The 23,349-nt window shown below is 70.6% G+C and carries 24 protein-coding genes; 8 read left to right on the forward strand and 16 right to left on the reverse strand.

Features of this window, described 5'->3' with window-relative positions; genetic code table 11:
- Positions 1-41: 41 nt before the first annotated feature.
- From AB0A63_RS28260 to AB0A63_RS28270, 3 genes are read right to left on the reverse strand one after another with little or no spacing between them, the layout of a single operon-like run.
- Positions 42-866, reverse strand: a complete 825-nt coding sequence (locus tag AB0A63_RS28260) for a 3-keto-5-aminohexanoate cleavage protein (RefSeq protein ID WP_360396751.1) — start codon at positions 864-866, stop codon at positions 42-44.
- Positions 867-884: 18 nt separating this feature from the next.
- Entirely contained in the window at positions 885-1,946 is a 1,062-nt protein-coding gene (locus AB0A63_RS28265) for a folate-binding protein YgfZ (RefSeq protein ID WP_360396753.1), read from the reverse strand.
- Entirely contained in the window at positions 1,943-2,377 is a 435-nt protein-coding gene (locus AB0A63_RS28270) for a Fur family transcriptional regulator (RefSeq protein ID WP_360396755.1), read from the reverse strand. The genes AB0A63_RS28265 and AB0A63_RS28270 overlap by 4 nt, the downstream gene beginning before the upstream one ends.
- 26 nt (positions 2,378-2,403) lie before the next feature.
- Between AB0A63_RS28270 and AB0A63_RS28275 the strand changes: the two genes are divergently transcribed.
- Positions 2,404-3,246, forward strand: a complete 843-nt coding sequence (locus tag AB0A63_RS28275) for an aminodeoxychorismate lyase (protein WP_360396757.1) — start codon at positions 2,404-2,406, stop codon at positions 3,244-3,246.
- A 1-nt stretch (position 3,247) separates the two neighbouring features.
- On the opposite strand, the gene AB0A63_RS28280 is transcribed toward AB0A63_RS28275, so the two are convergent.
- From AB0A63_RS28280 to AB0A63_RS28330, 11 genes are all read right to left on the reverse strand, one after another.
- Positions 3,248-5,782 (reverse strand): glycosyl hydrolase family 18 protein, encoded by a 2,535-nt coding sequence (locus AB0A63_RS28280; RefSeq protein WP_360396759.1) that lies wholly within the window; start codon positions 5,780-5,782, stop codon positions 3,248-3,250.
- A gap of 85 nt (positions 5,783-5,867) precedes the next feature.
- Positions 5,868-6,719: a biotin-dependent carboxyltransferase family protein gene (locus AB0A63_RS28285; protein WP_360396761.1), complete on the reverse strand. Its 852-nt coding sequence runs from the start codon at positions 6,717-6,719 to the stop codon at positions 5,868-5,870.
- A complete protein-coding gene (pxpB, locus tag AB0A63_RS28290; protein WP_360396763.1) occupies positions 6,716-7,303 on the reverse strand; it encodes a 5-oxoprolinase subunit PxpB in 588 nt (195 codons plus the stop codon). Before pxpB ends, AB0A63_RS28285 begins: the two co-directional genes overlap by 4 nt.
- A 66-nt stretch (positions 7,304-7,369) precedes the next feature.
- Positions 7,370-7,981: an FABP family protein gene (locus tag AB0A63_RS28295; protein ID WP_360396765.1), complete on the reverse strand. Its 612-nt coding sequence runs from the start codon at positions 7,979-7,981 to the stop codon at positions 7,370-7,372.
- Positions 7,982-8,228: 247 nt separating this feature from the next.
- Entirely contained in the window at positions 8,229-8,528 is a 300-nt protein-coding gene (locus AB0A63_RS28300) for a DUF1416 domain-containing protein (RefSeq protein WP_360396767.1), read from the reverse strand.
- A 5-nt stretch (positions 8,529-8,533) separates the two neighbouring features.
- Positions 8,534-9,379, reverse strand: coding sequence for a sulfurtransferase (locus AB0A63_RS28305; RefSeq protein WP_360396769.1), 846 nt, complete (start codon positions 9,377-9,379; stop codon positions 8,534-8,536).
- Between the two features lie 33 nt (positions 9,380-9,412).
- A complete protein-coding gene (locus AB0A63_RS28310) occupies positions 9,413-9,850 on the reverse strand; it encodes a DUF4395 domain-containing protein (RefSeq protein WP_360396771.1) in 438 nt (145 codons plus the stop codon).
- Positions 9,851-9,923: 73 nt separating this feature from the next.
- On the reverse strand, positions 9,924-10,001 hold the full coding sequence (locus AB0A63_RS28315; protein ID WP_352235731.1) for a putative leader peptide: 78 nt from the start codon (positions 9,999-10,001) through the stop codon (positions 9,924-9,926).
- Between the two features lie 79 nt (positions 10,002-10,080).
- Positions 10,081-10,500: a thioredoxin family protein gene (locus AB0A63_RS28320; protein WP_360396773.1), complete on the reverse strand. Its 420-nt coding sequence runs from the start codon at positions 10,498-10,500 to the stop codon at positions 10,081-10,083.
- A complete protein-coding gene (locus AB0A63_RS28325; protein WP_360396775.1) occupies positions 10,497-11,333 on the reverse strand; it encodes a DUF2993 domain-containing protein in 837 nt (278 codons plus the stop codon). Before AB0A63_RS28325 ends, AB0A63_RS28320 begins: the two co-directional genes overlap by 4 nt.
- Positions 11,330-11,986, reverse strand: a complete 657-nt coding sequence (locus tag AB0A63_RS28330; RefSeq protein ID WP_360396777.1) for an alpha/beta fold hydrolase — start codon at positions 11,984-11,986, stop codon at positions 11,330-11,332. Before AB0A63_RS28330 ends, AB0A63_RS28325 begins: the two co-directional genes overlap by 4 nt.
- Positions 11,987-12,226: 240 nt before the next feature.
- Between AB0A63_RS28330 and AB0A63_RS28335 the strand changes: the two genes are divergently transcribed.
- The 7 genes from AB0A63_RS28335 to AB0A63_RS28365 all read left to right on the forward strand — a co-directional run bounded on the left by AB0A63_RS28335 (position 12,227) and on the right by AB0A63_RS28365 (position 19,170).
- Positions 12,227-12,979 (forward strand): response regulator transcription factor, encoded by a 753-nt coding sequence (locus AB0A63_RS28335; protein ID WP_360396779.1) that lies wholly within the window; start codon positions 12,227-12,229, stop codon positions 12,977-12,979.
- A gap of 37 nt (positions 12,980-13,016) precedes the next feature.
- Complete coding sequence (gene mshD / locus AB0A63_RS28340) at positions 13,017-13,865, forward strand: mycothiol synthase (protein WP_360396887.1); 849 nt, start codon at positions 13,017-13,019, stop codon at positions 13,863-13,865.
- 198 nt (positions 13,866-14,063) lie between these two features.
- Positions 14,064-15,170 carry a phosphate ABC transporter substrate-binding protein PstS gene (gene pstS, locus AB0A63_RS28345; RefSeq protein WP_360396781.1) on the forward strand — a complete coding sequence of 369 codons (1,107 nt, stop codon included), beginning with the start codon at positions 14,064-14,066 and terminating at the stop codon, positions 15,168-15,170.
- Positions 15,171-15,203: 33 nt separating this feature from the next.
- On the forward strand, positions 15,204-16,268 hold the full coding sequence (gene pstC / locus AB0A63_RS28350) for a phosphate ABC transporter permease subunit PstC (protein WP_360396783.1): 1,065 nt from the start codon (positions 15,204-15,206) through the stop codon (positions 16,266-16,268).
- A complete protein-coding gene (pstA, locus tag AB0A63_RS28355) occupies positions 16,265-17,179 on the forward strand; it encodes a phosphate ABC transporter permease PstA (protein ID WP_360396785.1) in 915 nt (304 codons plus the stop codon). Before pstC ends, pstA begins: the two co-directional genes overlap by 4 nt.
- A gap of 10 nt (positions 17,180-17,189) precedes the next feature.
- The gene (gene pstB / locus AB0A63_RS28360) at positions 17,190-17,966 is read left to right on the forward strand and encodes a phosphate ABC transporter ATP-binding protein PstB (RefSeq protein ID WP_360396787.1); all 777 of its coding nucleotides are present in this window, start codon (positions 17,190-17,192) and stop codon (positions 17,964-17,966) included.
- Positions 17,967-17,976: 10 nt separating this feature from the next.
- On the forward strand, positions 17,977-19,170 hold the full coding sequence (locus AB0A63_RS28365; RefSeq protein WP_360396789.1) for a hypothetical protein: 1,194 nt from the start codon (positions 17,977-17,979) through the stop codon (positions 19,168-19,170).
- Between the two features lie 16 nt (positions 19,171-19,186).
- Here AB0A63_RS28365 and phoU read toward each other — a convergent pair whose 3' ends face one another.
- Together phoU and AB0A63_RS28375 are read right to left on the reverse strand one after the other, a co-directional pair.
- Positions 19,187-19,852 carry a phosphate signaling complex protein PhoU gene (gene phoU / locus AB0A63_RS28370; protein ID WP_360396791.1) on the reverse strand — a complete coding sequence of 222 codons (666 nt, stop codon included), beginning with the start codon at positions 19,850-19,852 and terminating at the stop codon, positions 19,187-19,189.
- A gap of 72 nt (positions 19,853-19,924) precedes the next feature.
- Positions 19,925-23,317 (reverse strand): LCP family protein, encoded by a 3,393-nt coding sequence (locus AB0A63_RS28375; protein ID WP_360396793.1) that lies wholly within the window; start codon positions 23,315-23,317, stop codon positions 19,925-19,927.
- Positions 23,318-23,349 lie beyond the last annotated feature (32 nt).

The raw sequence follows: 23,349 nt of genomic DNA on the forward strand, positions 1-23,349 counted from the left end.
TCCTCCTCAGCCGCCAACAGATCCCTTGCACCGAACTTGTCTCAAATCTGCACGCCCAGCACCTTGCGCGCCTCGTCGGGCGACAGCGGCGGCCGCTGCGCGATCTTCGCGAGACCCGCCGCACGGGCGACGAGCTGTGCGTTGTCCCGCACCGGCACGCCTCGCGAGTAGCTGGTCGTGTCTTCCATACCCACGCGGAGGTGCCCACCCGCGCCCAATGCGGTGAACATCACGGGAAGAGTGGTCCGGCCGATCCCGGTGGCGGAGAACGTCGCCCCGTCCGGCAGGGCGTTCACCGCGGCGACCAGCGTCTGCGCGTCACCGGGCATGCCGCCGGGCACGCCCATGACGAGGTCGACGTGCACGTGCCCGCCCGCGGGCAGGCCGTGCTGGTCGAGCAGCCGCTTCAACGACGCCAGCTGGCCGATGTCGAAGATCTCGTACTCGGGCACGATGCCGCGTTCCTGCATGCCCTTGTGCAGCGCGACGACGAACTCCCAGCGGTTCAGGAACACGTCGTCGCCGAAGTTGACGGTCCCCATCGTGCAGGACGCCGAGTCCGGCATCGCCTCCAGCACGCGCAGCCGGTGCTCCTCCGGGTCGTGCACCGACCCGCCGGTGGACAGCTGGACCACGAGGTTCGTCTGCTCGCGCAACGCGGCGACGGTGGCCTTCAGCAGCCCGAGGTCGAGCGACGGCTTCGCGTCCGCACCGCGGACGTGGACGTGGATCATCGCCGCGCCGACCTGCTCGCAGCTCCGCGCCGTCGAGACCAGCTCCTCCAGGGTCACCGGGAGCTGGGGGACGTCGGTCTTCGCGTGCTCCGCTCCGGTGGGAGCGACAGTGATGAGCGTGCCCAGGGACATAGGCGCGACTGTAGGGGCTCAGCCCCTCAAGTTGCGAACAGCTTCCCTGCCCAGACCGGGCGTGTCCGGCGGCACCGAGTCGGGGTCGATGCGGGCGGCCGCCTGGCGCTCCCCGTCACCGGCGACCAGCTCGGACTCGACCGGTACGGACCGCTTGACCAGCGCCAACGCGATCGGCCCCAGCTCGTGGTGCTGCGCGACGCTGCCCACCCGGCCCACCACGCGGCCGTCCAGGAGGACCGGGTCACCGGTCTCCGGCTGGCCGTCGGCAGAACCATCCAGGTGGAGTAGGAGCATGCGGCGGGGCGGCCGTCCCACGTTGTGGACCTTCGCGACCGTCTCCTGGCCGCGGTAGCAGCCCTTGCTCAGGTGGACCGCCGGCTCGACCAGGTTCACCTCGTGCGGGATCGTGCGCTCGTCGGTGTCGACGCCCAGCCGGGGCCGCAGCGACTCGACCCGCAGCGCCTCGAAGGCGAAGCTGCCGGCCGGGCGGGCGCCCGCGCCGGTGATCCGCTGCCACCACGCGGCCAGCTCGGCGCGCGGCACCAGCAGGTCGAACGCGCCCTTGCCCGGCCACGACGTCCGCCGCACGAAGCCGTCGCCCAGCGCGGCGACGTCCGCGGGCACCGGCACGCCGAGCTTCTCCAGCAGCGCGGCCGCGTCCGGGCCGATGACCGTCAGCAGCGCGAGCTCGGCCGTGGCGTCACGTGGCTCGACCTTCGACCAGAAGACCATCTTCTTCAGGTACGCGAGCAGGTCGTCGACCTTCTCCACGTCCAGGAACACGGTGCCGCCGACGTTCGCGACGACCATGTGGTACTCCAGCCGGCCCTGCGCGTCGAGGATCAGCGCCTCGGTGCCGGCGTTCTCGCCGAGCTGCTCGAAGTGCTGGCTGGTGAGCTGGTGCAGCCAGGTGAGCCGGTCCTCGCCGGGCACGGCGATGATCCCGCGGTGCGAGCGGTCCACGACGACGACCGAGCGCGCGGCCGAGCGTTGTTCCGCGAACGGGTCGCCGTAGTGCCAGGCGACGCCGGCGTCGGTCGACTCGTCGGGCGGAGGAACGGCTCCTGGGAGGCTCACTCGGTCTCCTGCTCCTGCTTCAGGCAGTCGCGGCACGTGCCGGACAGCGCGAGGTGGCTTGCATCAAGTTCGAACCCGTCGCGCTCCCGCAATGTTCCGACCAGCGGGTCGAGCAGCTCACACGGGATCTCGTCGATCCGGCCGCAGGAGTGGCAGACCAGGTGCACGTGCTGGTGCTCGTCGACGGAGTAGCTCGGCGCGCCGTGCCCGAGGTGCGTGTGCCGCACCAGCCCGAGCCGGTCGAGCAGGTCGAGCGTGCGGTAGATCGTCGTGATGTTGACCGTCGGCGCCGTCTCCTGGACGCGCTGGCAGATCTGCTCCGGGGTCGCGTGGCCCAGGACCCTGACGGCGTCCAGCACGAGCTGGCGCTGCGGTGTCATCCGCATGCCGCGGTCGTGCAGCGTTTTGCGCAGGCCTCTTGCGGTCTCCACAGCCCTGATGTTAGTAGGCTCACGCCATGCGCGTGCTGGCACTGCTCGACGGAACCCTTGCCGACCCCGACGCCCCGCAGATCCGTGTCGACGACCTCGGTCTGATGCGCGGCGACGGCGTCTTCGAAACCATCCTCGTCGTCGACGGCAAGCCCCGTGAGCTGTCGCCGCACCTGGACCGCCTGGAGCGGTCGGCGGCCATGCTCGACATGCCGGTCCCGCCGCGGCCCCAGTTCGAGCGCGCGGTCGAGCTCGTCATCGCCAACTGGACCGGTGGCGGCGAGTTCGCGCTCAAGCTCGTCTACACCCGCGGTGTCGAGGGCGGCGACGGCACCGGCACCGGGTTCGCGCTGGGCATGGAGATCGGCGCGAAGGTGCTCAAGCAGCGCGCCGAGGGCCTGTCCGCGGTGACGCTGGACCGCGGCATCGAGGCGGACCTCGCCGACCGCGCGCCGTGGTTGCTGCTGGGCGCCAAGTCGCTGTCGTACGCGATCAACATGGCCGCTGTCCGCGAGGCCGAGCGCCGCGGCGCCGCCGAGGTCATCTTCACGACCTCCGGCGGTTCCGTGCTGGAGGGCCCCACCTCCACCGTGGTCCTGGTGCGCGGCAAGACGCTGGTCACGCCGCCGTCCGAGCTCGGCATCCTGCCCGGCACCACGCAGTACGCGTTGTTCCGCGCCGCCGAGCGCGCCGGCTGGACCGTGCTCGTGGAGCCGGTCCAGACCGGCGAGCTCTACGACGCCGAGGGCGTGTTCCTCGCCTCCAGCGTCCGCAAGATCACGCGGGTGACCACGCTGGACGGCAAGCAGCTGCCCGACTCGTCGGCCCTGCTCACCGAGCTGCAGGGCCTGTACGAGTCGGAGTACTGAGCTACCTCAGCCCGGCGTCGACCGCGGCCAGCAACGGGCCGCGGTCACCGGACATCTCCCAGAACATCGCGCCCAGCAGGTTCTTCGACTTGAGCCACGCGGTCTTCTTCTGGATCGACCACACGTCGTCGAAGGTCCACCACTGGTTGCCGGTGTAGCAGGACGTCGCCACCGCCACCTCGTCGTGGAAGACGGTGCAGTTCGGCACCGACGCGACGAGGTTGGCGTACCCGCGCGTGCCGGACTCCTCCGGGAACTGGCCCGGTGCCGCGCCGCCCGCCTGCTGCCACTCGCCGTTCTTGCCGCCGTTGACCACGTTCTGCCAGCCGCGGCCGTAGAACGCGAGCCCGAGCGTGATCTTGCGCGGCGGCACCCCCGCGTCGAGGTAGGCCTGCACCGTGCTCTCCACGCTGAACTTCGTCGGGTACGGGTCGTCCGGGTCCGGGTACAGGTTGCCCTGGTGACCGGTCCGGTTGGGCTCCCACGAGTTGTCGCTGCCGGAGCCGTGGAAGTCGTAGCCCTGGACGTTGAAGATGTCCATCGACTGCGCGACCCGCCCGAGCTCCCAGCCCGCCTCGATCTTGGCCGGGTCGGCCGGCGTGAACGCGGTAAGCTGGTAGCGCTTGCCGGTCGTGGCGCCGTAGGCGTCGATCTGCCGGCGGAACTCCTCGATCAGCAGGGTGTTGTTGACCTTGTCCTGCGGGCCGAAGTGGTTGCCCGCGTGGCCCTCCGCGCCCGGCCACTCCCAGTCGAGGTCGAAGCCGTCGAAGATGCCCGCCGCCGTGCCGGGACCGCCCGCGCCGTTGTAGACCGGCAGGTTGCCCTTGAGGTAGACGTCGATGCACGACGACACGAACTTCTTGCGCGCCGCGTCGGTGGCCGCGACGTCGGAGAAGTACTTGGAGTACGTCCAGCCGCCGAGCGAGATCAGCACCTTCAGGTCCGGGTGCTTCGCCTTGAGCTTCTTGAGCTGGTTGTAGTTGCCGCGCAACGGTTCCCAGCCGCTGTCCGCCACACCGTCGACGGACTGGGCCGCCGCGAACGGCCTGCTGTAGTCGGCTTCCGCGTCACCGGCGCCGTCACCCTGGTTCGGGTCCTGCGGGTTCGGGCTGGTGCCCTTCGTGACACCGTGCAGGCACGTCAGGTTGACCGGGTCGATGTTGCCGAACGCGTAGTTGACGTGCGTCAGCTTCGCGGCGTCCATGTCCTTCACGAAGTACTGGCGTCCGTAGATGCCCCACTGCACGAAGTACCCGACACGGGCGTAGCCGCCGACGATGTCACTGGTGCGTTCGTTCACCGCATTGCTCGCGGCGGACACGTTGTCGTAGATGTCCCGTGCGCGCACGGTGAACGTGTAGTCCGTGGACGGCGCAAGGCCATTGACGACCGCGGTGGTGCCGGAGACCGTCTGCTTCACGGTCGAGCCGACGTAGACGTCGTAGTTCGCGACGCCGCGGTTGTCGGTGGACGCGGTCCACGCCAGCGTGACGCTGCCCGCGTCCTTCGCCGTGGCGCGCAGGGCGCCCGGTGCGGTCGGCGGGGTCGTGTCGTCGGCGGGGTTGTTGGTGGTGACGGCCACGGCCGTGCTCGGAGCGCTCTGCGTGCCCTTGGTGTCCTTGGCGCGCACGGTGAACGAGTACGCCGTGTTCGGGTTCAGGCCGGTGATGATCGTGGACGTCGTGGTGGAGCTGCCGGCGAGCGTGCTGCCGTTGTAGACGTCGTACCCGGTGATGGGCAGGGAGCCGGGGTTCGACGCGGTCCACTGCAACGTCACCGTGCGCGTGGTCTTCGTCGGCGAGGTGAGGCCCGTCGGGGTGCTCGGCGGGGTGTCCGCGCTGCCGTCGCAGTTCGCGTTGTTGATCCGGCACGTCACCGGGTCGACGTTGGAGCTGATGGCGAACGTCGGGCTGTACGGCTCGGTGCTGCCACCCGCGGCCACGGTCTTGTTGTAGTGCAACGGGGTGATGGTGACCTGGTTGCCGTTCTGGCTGACGGTGCCGTTCTGGCCGTTGCCTGCCGTCACGCCGTTGGGCAGCGTGAGGGAGATCGACCAGTCGCTCACCGCGGCGGTGGTGTGGTTGCGCACGACGAACTTCGCCGTGCCACCGGCCACCGAGTACTCGGCGGTGAGCCCGGTGGGCGTCGGTGCGGGGTCACCGCTGCCGTCGCACGCCATGCCGTTGATCGTGCAGGCGGTCGGGTCGGCCGCGGCGCTCAGCGTGAACGTCGGGCTGTAGGGCTCGGTGGTGCGCCCCGAGGGGAGGTTGGCGAGGTAGAACGCCGGGGTGAGCGTCACCCGCGTGCCGTTCTGGGTGGTGGTGGCGTTCTGGACGCCGCTCACCGTGACACCGGTGGGCAGGTCGAACTTGACCGACCAGCCGTTGAGCGCGGCCGTGGACGCGTTGGCGACCACGAGCTTGGCGCTCGTGCCGGTGCGGGTGAAGGTCGCGGTGATGCCCGTGGCGGCGTGTGCAGGGACCGCCAGGGCTGTTACCGCGACCAGAATCGCTAGGAGGGCAGGGAATCGGCGCATGCGGAACTCCAGTTTGGTGAAGGTTCCGCGGCGGCCTGGTGGATACCGTATTTGGTCTGGACCACTTCCGTCAACGCCGTGGTCCTCAGTCCCGCGGCAGGAACCTCACCGTCGTGCCGGGCCTGGCCTGGCCGAGAAACCGCAGGTGAGCGCTGTCGACGACGCCGATGACGGGGTAGCCGCCGGTCGTCGGGTGGTCGTTGAGGAAGACCACGGGCTGCCCGTCCGGCGGCACCTGGACCGCGCCGGTGATCATGCCCTCGCTGGGTATCTCGCCGTCACGACGATTCAGAACGGTGCCCTGCAGTCGCACACCGACCCGGTTGCCGCGGTCGCTGACGGTCCAGGAACCCCGGCGCAGCTGGGTTTCCGCGTCCTCGAACCAGTCGTCGCGCGGGCCGAGCAGGACGGGAACGGTGATGGTCTGCGGTGCGTGGAACGGCGGCACGACGTCTGCGCCGGTCGCCGGGTTCGGGGCACCGAGCTCCAGGACGTCGTTGTCCCGCAAGGGTTCTGGACCGATTCCGGAGAGCAGGTCGGTCGACCGGCTGCCCAGCTCCGCGCGCGCGTCGATGCCGCCCGAGACGGCGAGGTAGGTGCGCAGGCCGGTCTGCGGGGTGCCGATGACGAGGGTCGCGTTCGCCGGCACGTGCAGCGGCTGGTGCGAGTCGGCGAGCCGGCCGTCGACGCGAACCTCGACCGCGGGACCGGTGACGGCGACCGTGCAGGAGGAGTGCGCTGCGAGGTGGAGACCACCGAGCAGCAGTTCGAGGCCGGCGGCGGTCTCGTCGTTGCCGACCAGCCGGTTGGCGAGCCGCAGCGAGTGCGGGTCGACGGCACCGGACGGCGGCACGCCGAGGTGGGCGTTGCCGGGGCGGCCGAGGTCCTGGACGAGCGCCTGCGGGCCGGTGCGGACGATCGTGACGCGGCGGCTCATGCGACCACGAACCTGACCTCGTCGCCGGGCGCGAGCAGGGCCGGTGTCTCGGCCCCGGGGTCGAACAGCGTGATCCGGGTGCGGCCGATCAGGCGCCAGCCGCCGGGGGTCGCACGCGGGTAGGCGGCGGTGAACTCGCCGGCGATGCCGACCGACCCGGCCGGGACCTTCGTGCGCGGCGAGTCGAGCCGGGGTTGCCGGAGCACCTCCGGCAACCCGGCCAGGTAGCCGAAGCCGGGGGCGAAGCCGCAGAACGCGACCTCGTAGGTGGCGGCGGTGTGCAGCTCGACGACCTCGGCGGTGCCGATGCCGGCGGTCTCGGCGACGAGGTCGAGGTCCGGCCCGTCGTAGGTGACGGGGATGGTGACCTGGCGGGACTCGGTGGCGGGCGCCTTGGTCAGGTCGACGTTCGCGAGCACTTCCCTGACCCGCGGCAGCGCACCCTTGACGAGCACCGTCCTGGCGGCCGGGACGAGCTCCTCGACTCCGGGCAGCCCGTGCAGGGCCGCGCGGACGGCCGCGACCTCGGTCAGCGAGTCGACCTCGACCAGGAGTGCGTCAGTACCGCAGCGCCGCAGCAGCATGGACCCATGCTACGGGGAATCGTGGGATTGTTGAACAATCCTACGACCCCGGCTTCAGCGTGTCGCTCAGCCGACGATGCGCTGGAGCTGCGCCGACGCGTGCGCCTGCATCGGCTGCCCCATCATGGCGCGCTCCTCGACGTAGGCGAGGTCGCCGTTGACGATGCCGTAGAGCCGCTGGGCCGCGGTGACGTCCTTGGCGGTGGCGGTGCGGATCAGCGCGTCGGTCTGGAACTCCCAGGCCGTCTGCTTGATCGGCTTGCCGTAGTACATCTCGATGATGCCCGTGTTGTGCGTGAGCAGCACCTCGATGGTGTCGTCCGGCTGCGGGCGCCAGAACCCGCTCTCCCGCGCCGCCGGCCTGATGACCTCGCCTGCCTCGTTGAGCAGCCACGACCGCGCCTCGTAGACGAGGAACGGCCGGCCGTCGTGGGCGAACGTGATCTGCTGGCCGAAGCGGAACGGGCCGTCGATCGTCGGGTAGACGACCTCGCCCTCACCCCGCCACACACCCACCAGCGGCAGCACCGCGAGCAGGGCGTCGTTCAGGTTCGCGCCCTCGCGCAGGTTCGCCGTGTCGCCCGGGATGGGCATGTCGGTGAACTGCGGCAGGTTGCGGGCACGCGTCGCCTCCGCGCGCTGCTCGGCCAGGCGGATGGCCTCGTCGCCGCTGGTCATCGCTGGTCGGAGTAGAGCCGGTACACGACGTAGGCCGAGAACCAGACGACCGCGATGGTCACGAGCACCAGGAGTCCGGTGAAGATGTGTTCCACCGGGAAAGGATATCCCGGGGCGGCTGACGTGCAGGATTGTGGTGGTGGACGACACGGCTCACGCCCCGCGTGAGCCGTGGCTGTCGCGGCAGGCCTGGACGGCGAAGGGCCCCGGCAGTGGCGTGACTGCCGGGGCCCTCCTGCTCGAAGCGTCAGGCGACCGCGATCTCCAGCGAGTGCACGCCGGGACCCGAGGCCGCCACGTCGGCCTGCCCGTTGCCGGTGCGGTGCAGGGCGCGGACGGTCCAGCTGCCCGGCGCCGCGAAGAACCGGAAGTCGCCCTCCGGGGAGGAGACGACCTCGGCCGTGAACTCGCCGGTCGAGTCCAGCAGGCGGACGAAGGCGCCACCGACGGGGGTGCCGTCGGCCACGACCTTGCCCTGCAGGACGGTCTCCGAGGACGAGACGTCGATCGCGCCGCCCTGGACGGGCGCGCCGCACGAGTCGCTCATGGTGATCAGGCCTCCTTGCCGGAACCGAGCTCGATCGGCACGCCGATGAGCGAGCCGTACTCCGTCCAAGAACCGTCGTAGTTCTTGACGTCTTCGTGGCCGAGCAGCTCGCGCAGGGCGAACCAGGTGTGCGAGGAGCGCTCGCCGATGCGGCAGTACGCGATGGTCTTGCGCGAGCCGTCGAAGCCGGCCTCCTCGTAGAGGGCGCGCAGCTCCTCGTCGGACTTGAAGGTGCCGTCCTCGTTGGCGGCCTTGCTCCACGGCACGTTCACGGCCGAGGGGATGTGGCCGCCGCGCTGGGCCTGCTCCTGGGGGAGGTGGGCCGGGGCGAGGAGCTTGCCGGAGAACTCGTCGGGGGAGCGGACGTCCACGAGGTTCTTGTTGCCGATGGCCTCGACGACCTCGTCGCGGAACGCGCGGATCGAGAGGTCCTGTTCCTGGGCGGAGTAGGAGGTGGCCTCGCGGACGACCTCCTCCTTGTCCAGCGGACGGCCGTCGAGCTCCCACTTCTTGCGGCCACCGTCGAGGAGCTTCACGTCGTTGTGGCCGTAGAGCTTGAAGTACCAGTACGCGTAGGCGGCGAACCAGTTGTTGTTGCCGCCGTAGAGGACGACGGTGTCGTCGTTGGAGATGCCCTTGGCGGACAGCAGCTTCTCGAAGCCCTCGCGGTCGACGAAGTCGCGGCGCACCGGGTCCTGGAGGTCGTTCTTCCAGTCGATCTTGACGGCGCCGGGGATGTGGCCGCCCTCGTACGCGGTGGTGTCCTCGTCGACCTCCGCGAAGACGACGCCGGGCGTCTGGAGGTTCTCCTCGGACCAGGCTGCCGAGACCAGCACGTTCTCACGGCTCATCGAAGTTGCTCCCATTTAAGGTTCAGTGCTTGTTCATTGGGGACGGGCGAGGGCGGGTGCGTACCGGCGCAGCAGCAGGTACATCTCGCACCCGAGGCACAGGCCGAAGGCGGCGTTGAGGAACGCGGCGACCAGGGCGAGGCCGGTGGCGACGGTGCCGAACGTGGGGTAGCCCGCTGCGTAACCGACGGTGCCGAGCAGCGCGAACACGAAACCGACGCCCTGGGCGAAGCGCAGCGGGGCCGCTTCCTCGCGTTCGGTGGTCGGGGTGATGCGCGGCTGGACGGCGTACCGGTAGACGTGGCCCCACGGGTTGAGCTTCAGCGAGATGAACGCGCACATCGCGAAGAGCACGGTCTGGGCGGCTAACAGGCGCCACCAGCCGGTGAGCAGCACGATCGCGAGGACGACGGTGGTCATCCAGGCGGAGAAGCGCGGTCCGCGCGGGTCTACAGGGGCATCTTGGGGCACGACGACCTCCGGACATTCGGACGAGGGGTGATTCAGTCCGTCAGAGGTGGCTGGTGGGCGTCAAGCGGCCCAGTCAGCTCGTCGTGCGACACAGGCTGCTGCGCACGCGGCACAGATCAACCGCGCGTCGCTTCGTGAGCAGCATGGTCATGCCAGCGAGGGTAGTACCCGATCCCTCGGTCCGGGAGATATGTCCATCAGGTGGAACAACGCAGGTTCACTCAACCGGACTAGGCCGATTGCGCGCCCAGATGTGGGCGCAACGCCGCCAGCAACGTGTCCCGTTTCGGCACCCCGCCGACCCGCAGCACCTCGGTCCCGTCGGCGGTCAGCGCCAGCGTCGTGGGCGTGCGCATCACGCCGAGCCGTGCGGCCACGTCCGGCAGGTTCGTCACGTCCAGCTCGGCGTGCGTGAGGCCGTCGGTGCGGTCGGCGAGGTCGCGCAAGATCACCTTGGCGTGCCGGCACGGTGCGCAGAACGTGGTGGAGAGCTGGACCAGCGTCACGCCCGGAGCGAGCAGCGCGCGCACGGGCTCCGGCAGGTCGACGGCCCGCGCCGGCTCCTTGATGCGGCCCTCGCGGACCTTGAGCAGCACGCCGATCGCACTGGCCACGGCCAGCGCGCCCAGCAGCGCCCACACCCCGGTCATCGCCCGGCCAGCGGTACGTCCGTGACGACGCCGCTCAGGGTGAACGCGCCATTCTCCACCTCGACGGCCGTGGGCTTCGCGCCGAACGGCAGCGCGCCGGGGTCGATCTTGATCGCGAGTGCGTTGCGCAGCTGCGGGACGAGCTGCTTGAGCGACGCGTCCTCCAGCTCGATGTCGTCGACGGTGATCTGGATGGCGCCGTCGACGAGCGCGATCTGGCCGTACGCGGCGACCGTGATGGTCTTGCCGGCGAGGTTCGTCTGGCCGGACAGCTTGATCGCGGCGGTCGTCTTCTGCTTGGGCGTCTCCGGTGCCGCGGGCGTCGGCGTGGTGGTGGTCACCCGGTTGTCCGGCTCGATCGACAGCTTGTCGAACGGCGTGACCTGGTTCGCGAGCCGGTTCAGGTCGAGCGCCTTGATCCGCACCTTGCCGTCGACCTGGTCGATCGTGGCCTTGGAGACGTTGCCCGCCAGCAGGTCGCCCAGCTCGACGCGGGTGTGCAGCAGGTCGGCCTCGACGTCGAGGTCGCGCAGCTCGATGTCCTTCTGCTCGTCCTTGATCGGCACGCCGTAGGCGTCGATCTCCACGCGCTGGTAGTCACCGCGGATCGCCTGCAGCACGAACGGGAAGCCGCTGATCCGGACCGACGGGTCCTCCTTGAGCTGCAGCTTCTCCCGCATCCGCTGCGCGATCTGGTACTCCGCCGCCGCGGCCAGTGCGAAGTCGGCGGCCACCAGCAGCACACCGAGCACGAGCACCGCGATCACGAGGAACTTGCCGCGCCGCGACTTCCGCTTCACCTTGCGCGTCTGTCCAGAGTGCCCTGCAGTCATCCCTCGTCCTCGACGTTGCCGGCGGTCCAGGCCGCCATCCGGTCTACCAGGTCAGGAGTCGTCGCCGATTCCGCGTGCCGCATGCCCGGTTCCAACCACAGCCGCGCATGTCCGGAGGACGCGCGGTGCAGCGACTCGGCGTGCTCCGGTCCGAAATAGTGGTCCAGCTCACCGTGCACGAGCAAAAGCGGGGTCGGTGCGATCCGCGAGACCACCTCCAGCGGGCTCTCGGGCACCTGTACCCACGGGTCACCGAGCCGAACCCCCATCGCACGGGCCGCGAGCTTGCCGTGCGGCTGTTCCAGCAGCCAGTGGACCCGCCGCATCGGCGCGGTCTCCCGCGACCACCACCGCGCGGGCCCGCTCACCGCGACCACGGCGTCCGGCTTCGCCTCCCCCAGCGCCGCGTGCCGCACGACGATCGACGCGCCCATCGAGAACCCGACCGTCGCAACGCGGGTGTAACCCAGTTCACGTGCCGTCCGGACGGCCGCCTCCACGTCGTGGACCTCGTCGGCACCGACCGTGCAGCGCCCGCCGGACTTGCCGTGACCCCGGAAGTCGAACGCCACGACACCCCCGTGCCGGGCGAACCGGGCGAGCACCCGTGCCACGTAGGGCTTGGTCACGTTGTTCGTGAACCCGTGTGCCACAACGAAAGCGAGGGGGCCTTCACCCTTGTGGTGGACGCCGTGCAGACGCACGCCGTCGTGTGACATGGATGTAACAGGCGTGACGCTTGTGGAAACAACTGTGAGCACGGCTTCTTGACCTGGGACTTTCTCGGGGTGCACCGGTATTGTCTCCGTCATCCGCAGGCAACGGGGCCCGGTCACCGTACGCCGCTGGTCTGGTCGTGGTGACCGACCACGGCCGACTTGGAGGGCGCCGCGATGAGCATCGACGTGCTTCTGCTGACGACAGACCCCGACCCGGAGGCGGTGCTCCCGGCTCTGGCGCTGCTCCCGCACGCGGTCCGCCCGCTGCGTCCTGAGGTCTCCGCGCTGCTGGAGGCGGGCCCGCACGACATCGTGCTGGTCGACGCCCGCACCGACCTGGTCGGAGCGCGGTCGCTGTGCCGCCTGCTCGACTCGTCCGGCGTGGACGTCCCGGTCGTGGCCGTGGTCACCGAGGGCGGCCTGGTCGCGGTCAACTCCGACTGGTCGGTCGACGAGATCCTGCTCCCGACCTCCGGCCCCGCCGAGGTCGACGCCCGCCTGCGCCTGGTGCGCTCGCGCCGCGGCACCACCCAGCCCGGTGGCGACGGCGCGCTGCAGCTCGGCGACCTGGTGATCGACGAGGCCACCTACACCGCGCGCCTCAAGGGCCGCCCGCTCGACCTCACCTACAAGGAGTTCGAGCTGCTCAAGTACCTCGCGCAGCACGCGGGCCGGGTGTTCACCCGCGCGCAGCTGCTGCAGGAGGTCTGGGGCTACGACTTCTTCGGCGGCACCCGCACGGTCGACGTCCACGTGCGGCGCCTGCGCGCCAAGCTCGGCCCCGAGCACGAGGCGTTGATCGGCACCGTGCGCAACGTCGGCTACAAGTTCGTCCGGCCGCCGCGCCCCGGCTCGTCGCGCCGCGCGTCCGATGTGGAGATCGCCGACTCCGTCCGAGTCCTGGATGACGAGTTGATCGCGCGGTAGGTTCGCCGGTGTGGCGCAACTGAGCTGGTTCGACGAGCTGACGACCGACCAGGCTGCGGAGGTCGCGCAGCTGCTGACCGCCGCGGAGGCGACCGACGGCGTCGCCCCGGTGGGCGAGGCGGTCAGGCTGCGGATGCGGCCGGGCGCCACGGGCAGCAGGCACCTGCTCGCCCGCGTCGACGACCGGCTCGCCGGCTACGCGCACCTCGACCTGCTGGGCGACTCCGGCGGCCACCAGGTCGCCGAGCTCGCCGTGCACCCCGAGCACCGCCACCGCGGCGTCGGCGCCGAGCTGGTGTCCGAGCTGCCCGCGCGGAACCTGCGGATCTGGGCCCACGGCGGCCACCCCGACGCGGACCGCCTCGCGGGGAAGCTCGGTTTCGACAAGGTCCGCGAGCTGCTGCGGATGCGCCTGCGGGTGCAGGACGACCTGCCGGAGCCCCGGCTCCCCGAGGGCGTGGTCATCCGGGCGTTCGTGCCCGGCAAGGACGAGGCCGCGGTCGTCTACGTGAACCACCGCGCGTTCGACTGGCACCCCGAGCAGGGCGCGATGTCCATCGAGGACGTCCGCGCGAAGGAGCAGGAGCCGTGGTTCGACCCGGCCGGGTTCCTGCTGGCGTTCGACGCGGAGGACCGGCTCGTCGGCTTCCACTGGACGAAGGTGCACACCCCCGAGCTCGGCGAGGTCTACGTCGTCGGCGTCGACCCGGACCGGCAGGGCGGCGGTCTGGGCAAGGCGCTGACCCTCGCGGGCCTGCGGCACCTGCGCGACCAGCGGGTCCAGGAGGTCATGCTCTACGTGGAGTCGGACAACACCGCGGCGGTGCGGGTCTACACCAAGCTCGGCTTCACCCTGTGGGATGCCGACGTCCAGTACGCGCGGTAGTCAACGTACCGTCACAAAACGCATACGCGCTGGTCACGCAGTCACTCTTTCGGCCGTGTGACCCGTCACTTCCCGTTCGGTGTTCACCTCCCGTTCACCCGGTCTAGGTGGTCTGTCCACTCTGGCTACCTACCTTCCGAAGCGAGCGGCGACGTCCGTCGCGAAACCGCTAAAGCTTCCGCAAGGTGGAGGACCAAGGTGAAGATCCAGCGGCACGGCGCCGTGCTCGGCCTCGTCGCGGCCAGCGCGCTTCTGCTCGGTGCGTGTGGTTCCGACAACAACACGGGCGCGGGTGGCAGCACGAACACGCCCGCCGCCTCCGGTGTCGAGTGTGGCGGCAAGACCAAGCTGAACGCCGAGGGCTCTTCCGCCCAGAAGAACGCCGTCGACGCGTTCGTGCAGGCGTACCAGGCGGCTTGCCCCGGCACCGACCTCGCCTACAACCCGTCCGGCTCCGGTGCCGGCGTCAAGAACTTCAACGCGGGCCAGGTCGACTTCGGCGGCTCCGACTCCGCGCTGAAGGAGGGCGCCGAGACCGAGGCGGCCGCCAAGCGCTGCCAGAGCAACCCGGCGTGGAACCTCCCGCTGGTGTTCGGCCCGGTCGCGGTCGGCTACAAGGTGTCCGGCGTGGACAGCCTGGTGCTGGACGCCAAGACCACCGCCGCGATCTTCTCCGGCGCGGTCAAGAAGTGGAACGACCCGGCCATCAAGGCGCTGAACGGCTCCGCGAACCTGCCGGACAAGGACATCGCGGTCATCTACCGCTCGGACGAGTCGGGCACGACCGACAACTTCCAGAAGTACCTGAAGGTCGCCGGTGGCTGGACCAAGGGTGACGGCAAGCAGTTCAAGGGCGGTGTCGGCGAGGGCAAGGAGAAGTCCGCCGGTGTCGCGCAGGCCGTCGGCTCCATCGACGGTGCGATCACCTACGTCGAGTGGTCATTCGCGCAGGACAACAAGCTCTCGATCGCCAAGATCGACTCCGGTGCCGGTGCGGTCGAGCTGACCGCCGAGTCGGCCGGCAAGGCCATCGACGGCGCGAAGGTCAAGGGCGAGGGCAACAACCTCGTCCTCGACCTCGACTCGATCTACGGCTCCAAGGCCGCCGGCGCGTACCCGCTGCTGCTCGCGACCTACGAGATCGTCTGCTCGAAGGGCTACGACGCCGACACCGCGAAGGCCGTCAAGGCGTTCCTCACGGTCGCCGCGACCACGGGCCAGCAGCAGCTCGCCGACGCCGGCTACGTGCCGCTGCCCAAGGCGTTCCAGGACAAGCTGCTGACCGCCGTGAAGGCGATCGCCTGAGGTTGATGCGAGACTTCGACCAACGCTGACGCGATGAACGATCCCGTCGTGGCCAAGCGCCCCGCCCGCACCGGTGCCGCCGGTGCGGAGCGGGGCGTTGCGGCTGCTCCCCACGCCTCGGAGGCTCCGATTCCCCCGACACCGGAAGCTCCAGAAACCCCTAAGGCACCGCACGTTCGGCCCGGTGACCGCATCTTCCGCGGCCTGGCGACGGGGTCTGGTGTCTTCATCGTCGTCCTCATCGGCGCGATCGGCCTGTTCCTGATCCTGCAGGCCATCCCGTCGCTCGGGCTGGACAACGTCAACTTCCTGACCAGTCGCGAGTGGAACACCACCGACCCGTCCAACCTGCGGTTCGGCATCCTGGACCTCACGCTCGTCACGGTCGTGGTGGCGGTGCTGGCCCTGCTGATCGCCATGCCGATCGCGCTGGGCATCGCGCTGTTCCTCACCCAGTACGCGCCGCGCAACCTCGCCCGGCCGTTCGCCTACGTCGTGGACCTGCTCGCCGCAGTCCCCTCGATCGTGTTCGGCCTCTGGGGCCTGTTCGTGCTCGGCCCGGTGCTCTTCCCGTTCTCCGAGTGGCTGATCTCCAACCTCGGCTGGATCCCGCTGTTCGCCAAGGGCAACGTGAACGTCCAGCTCGGCGGCACCATCTTCACCGCGGGCATCGTCGTCGCGGTGATGATCCTGCCGATCATCACGGCCGTCACCCGCGAGGTCTTCGAACGCACGCCCACCATGCACGTCGAGGGCGCCATCGCCCTCGGTGCGACCAAGTGGGAGGTCGTGCGCACGACGGTGCTGCCGTTCGGCAAGGCCGGTTACGTCAGCGCCTCCATGCTCGGCCTCGGCCGCGCGCTGGGCGAGACGATCGCCGTCGCGATCATCCTGAGCACGGCCACCCAGTCGTTCGGCTGGTCGCTGTTCGACGGCGGCTCGACCTTCGCCTCGAAGATCGCGCTGGCCGCGCCCGAGTTCAACGACCCGCGCTCGGCAGGCGCCTACATCGCCGCCGGTCTGGTGCTGTTCGTGCTGACCTTCGTCGTCAACGCCATCGCGCGCTCGATCGTCGCCGGCCACAAGGAGTACGAGTGAGCACCAACCTCGCCGACCCCACGCGGCTCGCGACGCCGCCGACGTTCCAGTCGGTCAGCGTCTCCCGCCGGCTCAAGAACGGCCTCGCCACCACGCTCGTGTGGGGCGCGTTCGCGGTCGCGATCATCCCGCTGGTGTGGGTGCTCTACACCGTCGTCCAGCGCGGCTTCCCGGTCATCCTCGACGGTGACTGGTGGCAGAAGTCGATGTCCGGCCTGCTGGCCCGCCAGCAGGGCGGCGGCGCGTACCACGCGATCTACGGCACCCTGGTCCAGGGCCTGATCTGCGCCGTGATCTCGGTGCCGATCGGCATCATGGTCGCGATCTACCTCGTCGAGTACGGCGGCCGTTCGAGGCTGGCCAAGGCCACGACGTTCATGGTCGACATCCTCACCGGTGTCCCGTCGATCGTCGCCGCGCTGTTCGTCTACACGGTCTGGATCACGTACTTCGGCCTCGGCCGCAGCGCGCTCGCCGTGTCGCTCGCACTGGTGCTGCTGATGGTGCCGGTCATCGTGCGCACGACCGAGGAGATGCTCAAGATCGTCCCGGACGAGCTGCGCGAGGCCTCCTACGCGCTCGGCATCCCGAAGTGGAAGACGATCGTCAAGATCGTCATCCCGACGGCGCTCTCCGGCATCCTGACCGGCATCATGCTGGCCCTCGCCCGCGTCATGGGCGAGACAGCACCGGTGCTGGTGCTCGCGGCGTACGCGCCGTTCATCAACTACAACCTGTTCGACGGCCCCATGGCCTCGCTGCCGTTGATGATGGTGAACGAGCGCAACAACCCGACGCAGGCGGGATTCGAGCGCATCTGGGGCGCGGCGATCACGCTCGTCGTCCTCATCACCCTGTTCAACCTCCTGGCGACCGTGATCTCGCGGGCGCTGGCGCCGAAGACGAAGTGAGCGGGCGGACATGGCCAAGCGACTCGACATCAAGGACCTGAACCTCTTCTACGGCAAGTTCCACGCCGTCGAGAACGTCTCGCTCGCGGTGCCGCCGCGCAACGTGACCGCGTTCATCGGTCCCTCCGGTTGCGGCAAGTCCACGGTGCTGCGGTCGCTGAACCGCATGCACGAGGTCGCGCCCGGCGCCCGCGTCGAGGGCAAGGTGCTGCTCGACGGCGAGGACATCTACGCGTCCACTGTGGACCCGGTCGAGGTGCGCCGCACCATCGGCATGGTGTTCCAGCGGCCCAACCCGTTCCCCACGATGTCCATCAAGGACAACGTGGTGGCCGGTCTGCGGCTCGCGGGCGTGAAGAACAAGAAGCAGCTCGACGAGGTGGCGGAGCGCTCGCTGCGCGGCGCCAACCTCTGGAACGAGGTCAAGGACCGCCTCGACCGCCCCGGCGGCGGCCTCTCCGGTGGTCAGCAGCAGCGCCTCTGCATCGCGCGTGCCATCGCGGTGCAGCCGGACCTGCTGCTGATGGACGAGCCCTGCTCGGCCCTGGACCCGATCTCCACGCTGGCGATCGAGGACCTGATCACGGAGCTGAAGAAGGAGTACACGATCGTCATCGTGACCCACAACATGCAGCAGGCGGCGCGCGTGTCGGACCAGACCGCGTTCTTCAACCTGCTCGGTGTGGGCCAGCCCGGTCAGCTCATCGAGGTCGACGACACGGAGAAGATCTTCTCCAACCCCGGCCAGAAGGCGACCGAGGACTACATCTCCGGCCGGTTCGGCTAAATTGCCGGGCGTGAGCCCGCAGAGCAAGTCCCGCAAGAAGAAGCAAGGCAAGGCACCCGGCCGCCGGCCGGAGCAGCAGTCCCCGTACGGGGCGCTGCTCGAGTCGGCGGCCGTGCTGCGTTCCGAGTCCTGGTTGCTCGCGGACGCCTGGGCGAGCGAGGTCGTGGCGTCGCTCTGGCTGGGGTCCTGGCGGTTCCCGGAGCCGGCCGAGGCGTTCGAGTCCGAGCACGGGAAGCTGGTCGCGGGGGTGCTGCGGGCCGGTGGTGAGGCCGCGCTGACCGCGTTGCGCGCGCTGTCCGGTGTGTCGTCCGGCGAAGCAGCCGTCGAGGCGGCGGAAACCCTTGCTGCGCAGGGCGTTGCCGAGCCGTCGTGGTTCGTCGCCGGTGCGGCGCTGGAGTTCCGCGAGGCGTTCCTCGTCACGAACCTGCTCGGTGACGTCGAGGTCGTCGCGGTCACCCAGGAACGCGCGGGTGCCGTGGAGACCGTGCTCTTCATGCGGCAGCCGGTGCTGGGCGCCACCGCGATCGAGCTGTTCGCGACCCCGGACGAGGGCACCACCGCGTTGCTGGAGGACATGATCTCCTCCGCGCCGGGTGCGTTCCGCGACCGGATCACGCCGATGAGCGCCGAGGAGGCGTTCAGCCGGGTGTGGCCCGACATCGAGCTGTTCTGGAACGAGGAACCCGACGAGGAGGCCGAGGCCGGTCTGCTCGACGACGACGAGGAGGCGCGGCACCCGATCCAGCTCATGGCGCTGGCCGAGGCACGGGTGCGGGCGCTGGTCCCCGACGACTACGAGATCCCCGAGCGGCCCGACCGGACCGACGAGGTGGTCGAGGCGTTCCTGGCGTCCGAGCACGCCACCGCGCTGCCGGACGCGGAGCTCGCGAGGGCGCTCGCGCGCGTGCTCGCCGGGGAGGCCACCGACCAGGACCGCGACCCCGTGGCGTACGGGCCCGCGTCGCTGACCGGTGTGCTGATCCTGGCCGTGGCGGCCCGGCTGCACGTCTCGGACGAGGACCTGGCACTGCTGCCGGACGTCGTGCGGGCGTGGGCGTACTTCACCGCGGACGCGCGCGATCTGCCGCGCGAGGAGGCGCGCGCCGCCTGGGACGCGGAACTGCCCACCGTGCTCGCCGAGTTCTCCGAGGCCTACGCCGATCCGGAGCTCGAGGCTGAGCGCGACGGGCAGCTGCGCGGGTAGCCGTACCTGAAGTTTTCTAGAGGTCGTCGTCGCCACCGTAGCCGGGCATCCGGCCGGTGACGACGAAGACGGTGCGCTTGGCGACCGACACGGCGTGGTCGCCGTAGCGCTCGTAGAAGCGGCCCAGCAGGGTCACGTCCACGGCGGCCGCGACACCGTGCTGCCACTCCTTGTCCATGATCACCGAGAAGAGGTGGCGGTGGATGTCGTCCATCGCGTCGTCCTCCTCTTCGAGGGAACGGGCGCGGGCGACGTCCCGCTCGCGGATGACGAGGGCGGCCTCCGTCGCGAGCTTGACCGCGATCCGGCCCATCTCGGTGAAGTACGGCTGGACGTCCTCGGGGATCGCGGACGCGGGGTGGCGGCGGCGCGCGGCCTTCGCCACGTGCAGCGCCAGGTCGCCCATCCGCTCGACGCTCTCGGCCGCGTGGATCACCGCGAGCACGGTGCGCAGGTCGGTCGCGACGGGGGCCTGCAACGCGAGCAGCGCGTAGGACTGCTCCTCGATGCTGGCGCGGACGTCGTCGACCTCCTGGTCACCGCTGATGACCTGCTCCGCCAGACCGAGGTCGGCCTGCAGCAGGGCAGCGGTCGCGTTCTCCATCGCCTCAGCGACCATGCCGGTCATGTCGGCCAGTCGTTCGGCGAGCTGTTCTAGCTGGTCGGTGTAGGCCTCGCGCATGGGGCTCAGCCTACGGTGCGACCATCGCGGCAGCGACATGCCCGAGTGAACCGCGGGTGAACCCCAGGCGAATCACTTCGCGCAGGGGTCCTGGCCCGCGTTCACAATGGACAGATCACCCTGGTTGCCCGCGCTCTGGTTCTGGTTCTGCGCGGGGGCGTTCCCACCCGTCTTCGGGTCGACCACCTTGTCGTCGAAGTCGGAACCGAGGACGAGCATCACCGCGCCGCCCATCTCCGGGGCCTCCACCAGCTCCGCCTTGGGCACCGCGGCCCGCAGCGTCGCCGCCTTGTCCTCGAAACCCCTGGCGTAGCGGATGGTCGTCTTCGCGGCCCGCTCCGTCGCGTCGCCCTTGAAGGACACCTGGAAACCGACGCCCTGCAACGCGTCCGCGGTGCGGCCGGCAACACCGTCGTTGTCCGGGTCGCCGTTGAGCACCTGGATGAGGACGCTCTTCGGGTCGATCACCGTGCCCTGCTTGGGCGCGGAGCTCTGCTCACCCGGCTTCTGCTCGGCCGGCTTCTCCAGCGGCAGCGGCGTTCCGTCGATGATCGACTGGAAGAGCCTCTTGACGCCGTCCTTGTCCAGCCGCTCGATGTTGTCGTCCGGGATGTTGATGAGCTTGTTGTCGTCGGTCCAGTGCGGCATCGTCACGAACGACACCCGACCGGCTTCCAGGCCCTGCAACGACTGCCCGAGCTCCAGCAGCTGCGCGACACCGATGTTGTCGCCGACCGTCGACCTCGTGAAGGCCTTGATGAAGTCGTTGAGCCTGCTGGGGTTCAGCAGCACCTCGCTCGACAGGGCCGTGCGCAGCATCGAGGACATGAACTGCTGCTGCCGCGTGATGCGCGCGAAGTCCGAGGCGTCGTCACCCTGGACGTAGCGGGCGCGCACGTACTGCAGCGCCTGGTCGCCCTTAAGGACGTGCTTGCCCGGCTTGTCGATCACGACGCCGATCTCGTTGTCCTTGATCGGCTTGGACGTGCAGATCTCGACGCCGCCGACGGCCGTGGCCATCTCGCGGAAGCCGTTGAAGTCGATGCTGACGAAGTGGTTGATCTTGAGACCGGTCAGCTGCGTCATCATGTTGGCGACGCACTGCGGTCCGCCCTCGGCGTAGACGCTGTTCGCCATGACGTCCTTGGCCGGTGCCAGCGCGTCGCCGTACTCGCCGTTGTCCGAGTTCCAGCTGCGGCAGTCCGGCCGGTCGACGCGCACGTCCCGCGGCAACGACACCACGACCATCCGCTTCCGGTCGGCCGGGATGTGCGCCAGCATGATCACGTCGGACCGGGCGCCCTTCTCGGTCGCCGTCGTGCCGACGTTGTCGCCCGCCTTCGCGCCCGCCCTGGTGTCCGAGCCGACCAGCAGGAAGTTCTCGTCACCGAGCTGCTTCTCGGCCTGCTGCACGGCCTGCGAGTTGCCGCCGAGCGCGTCGATGTCCCTGAACTGCGAGTCGGCCCACTGCATCGCGCCCCAGCCGATGCCGGTGGACGCGAACACCACGGCCGCCGCGGCGATCGCACCGACCTTCGCCGTGCGCATCAGCTTGCGCTGCTGCGGCGTCCGTCCGGCCGGACCGGCCTTCTGGCCGTCCTCCGCGCCGACGACGACGGGGTCGGCGAACTGGGTCGCCTCCTCGTCCTCGCCGTCACCGTCGTTGAGCCACGGCATGAGCTTCGCGCGGCGTTCCTTGCGCTGGCGCTCCTGTTCGAGCAGCTCGTCGTGGACGGCCGAGAACCGCGCGAGCGTGTGGTCCACCTCGCGGCGCTTCTTGACCTCCTCGCCGATGGCCTCCATCTCGGTGGTCAGGCTCATCGGGTCGATGTCCTCGCGCCGTTCCACCTTGGCCACACCCGCCGGGGCGATCTGGGTGGCCTCGGGGCCCTTGTCCTGCGTCGCGTCGTCCTCGGGGGCACCGGCGGGCCGGTCGGCGACGTCGCCGCCACCGAGCCGGTCGGAGACACCGCCGGGAGCGGGCCGCGGCGCGCTGGACTCCGCACGCGTCGGCATCGGGTGCCGGCCGGTCACGTCCCCGGTCGCGGGCCGCTCACCCGGAACGGGCGGACGCGGGATCCGGTTCGCCGAGGGCGCCTCGCCGGGGAGCAGCCTGCGCGGCGCACCCTCCGGTGCCGGGGGCACCGCGTTCGGGTCGGGGCGCCGGATGCCGTTCGACGACGGCGCGTCGCCGGGGTGCCTGCGCGGGCCGCCCTCGGGAGCGGGCGGGCGCGGGATGCCGTTGGAGGAGGGCACGTCGTGCCGGAGCGCCTCACCGGGAACCGGTGGCCGCGGGATGCCGGTGGACGAGGGCACGTCGTGCCTGCGCGGTCCACCGTCGGGCGCCTCACCGGGAGCCGGCCTGCGGCCGTCCGGTGCGGGCGGGCGCGGGATGCCGTTCGACGACGGCGCGTCGCCGGGAGCGAGCCGCCTGGGCGCACCACCAGGGCCGTCAAGCCGGCGCTGCACGCCCTCGGCGTCCGCGGGAGCACCCGGAACGGGACGCCGCATCGTGCCGCTGGGGGGGCCGTCCTGGCGGCGCGGCGCACCGGTCACGTCACCGGGCCGGGCCGCGGGGTCCGGGCGCCGCTGCGCACCGGTCGCCTCGCCGGGCCGGGGTCCGCGCGGGACGCCGTTCGGGTCTGCCGGGGGCTCCGGTCGCCGGACCGGTCCGCTCACATCACCGGGACGCACGCCCGGTGCGTCGGCCGGCAGAACGGGACGGCGCACCGCGCCGCTCGCCTCGCCAGGCCGCACGCCGGGAGCCGGTCGCCGCGGGGCGCCGTTCGCGTCCGGCCGCGGTCGCATCCCGGTCTGCTCGCCGACGGGCGGCGGGGTCTGCGCGGGCCGCGGTCGCGTTCCGGTCTGTTCGCCGGTGGGCGGTGGGGCCTGGGCAGGTCGCGGTCGCGTTCCGGTCTGTTCGCCGGTGGGCGGTGGGGCCTGGGCAGGTCGCGGTCGCGTTCCGGTCTGCTCACCGGTGGGCGGCGGGGTCTGCGCAGGTCGCGGTCGCGTTCCCGTCTGCTCGCCTGCGGGCGGGGCCTGCGCGGGCCGCGGGCGCGTTCCGGTCTGCTCACCCGGACGGACACCGCTCTGCGGCGGTGCCGGGGGCGCTGCCTGCGGCGGGTTCCGGTCCGGTCGCGGCCGGGCACCGGTCTGCTCGGCACGGCGGTCACCCGGCGCCGGGCGCGCGGGCGCACCGTTCTGCTCGGGTTCGGGCCTGCGCCGCCGACCGGTCTGGTCGGGTGCCTGGCCACCGGTGAAGCCCTGCGGCGGAGCGGGTTGCCGCTGGTCGGCGGGCGGCTCCTGCAGCGAGCGGCGGCCGGTGGCCGCGGGCGGGTTCTCTGGCAGAGCACGCCTGCCGGTAGTGGAAGCGTCGGGCGAGCCGGGCGGGACGGGCCGGGGGATGTCCGTCCTGCTGTGCTGCTCGATGAGGTCCGAGACGCTCAGGCCCCCAGAGCCATCCATCGAGCGACGTCTACGGCCGGTCGGCTGGTCGT

It is taken from the genome of Lentzea sp. NPDC042327 (assembly GCF_040647275.1).
Taxonomy (GTDB): Bacteria; Actinomycetota; Actinomycetes; order Mycobacteriales; family Pseudonocardiaceae; genus Lentzea.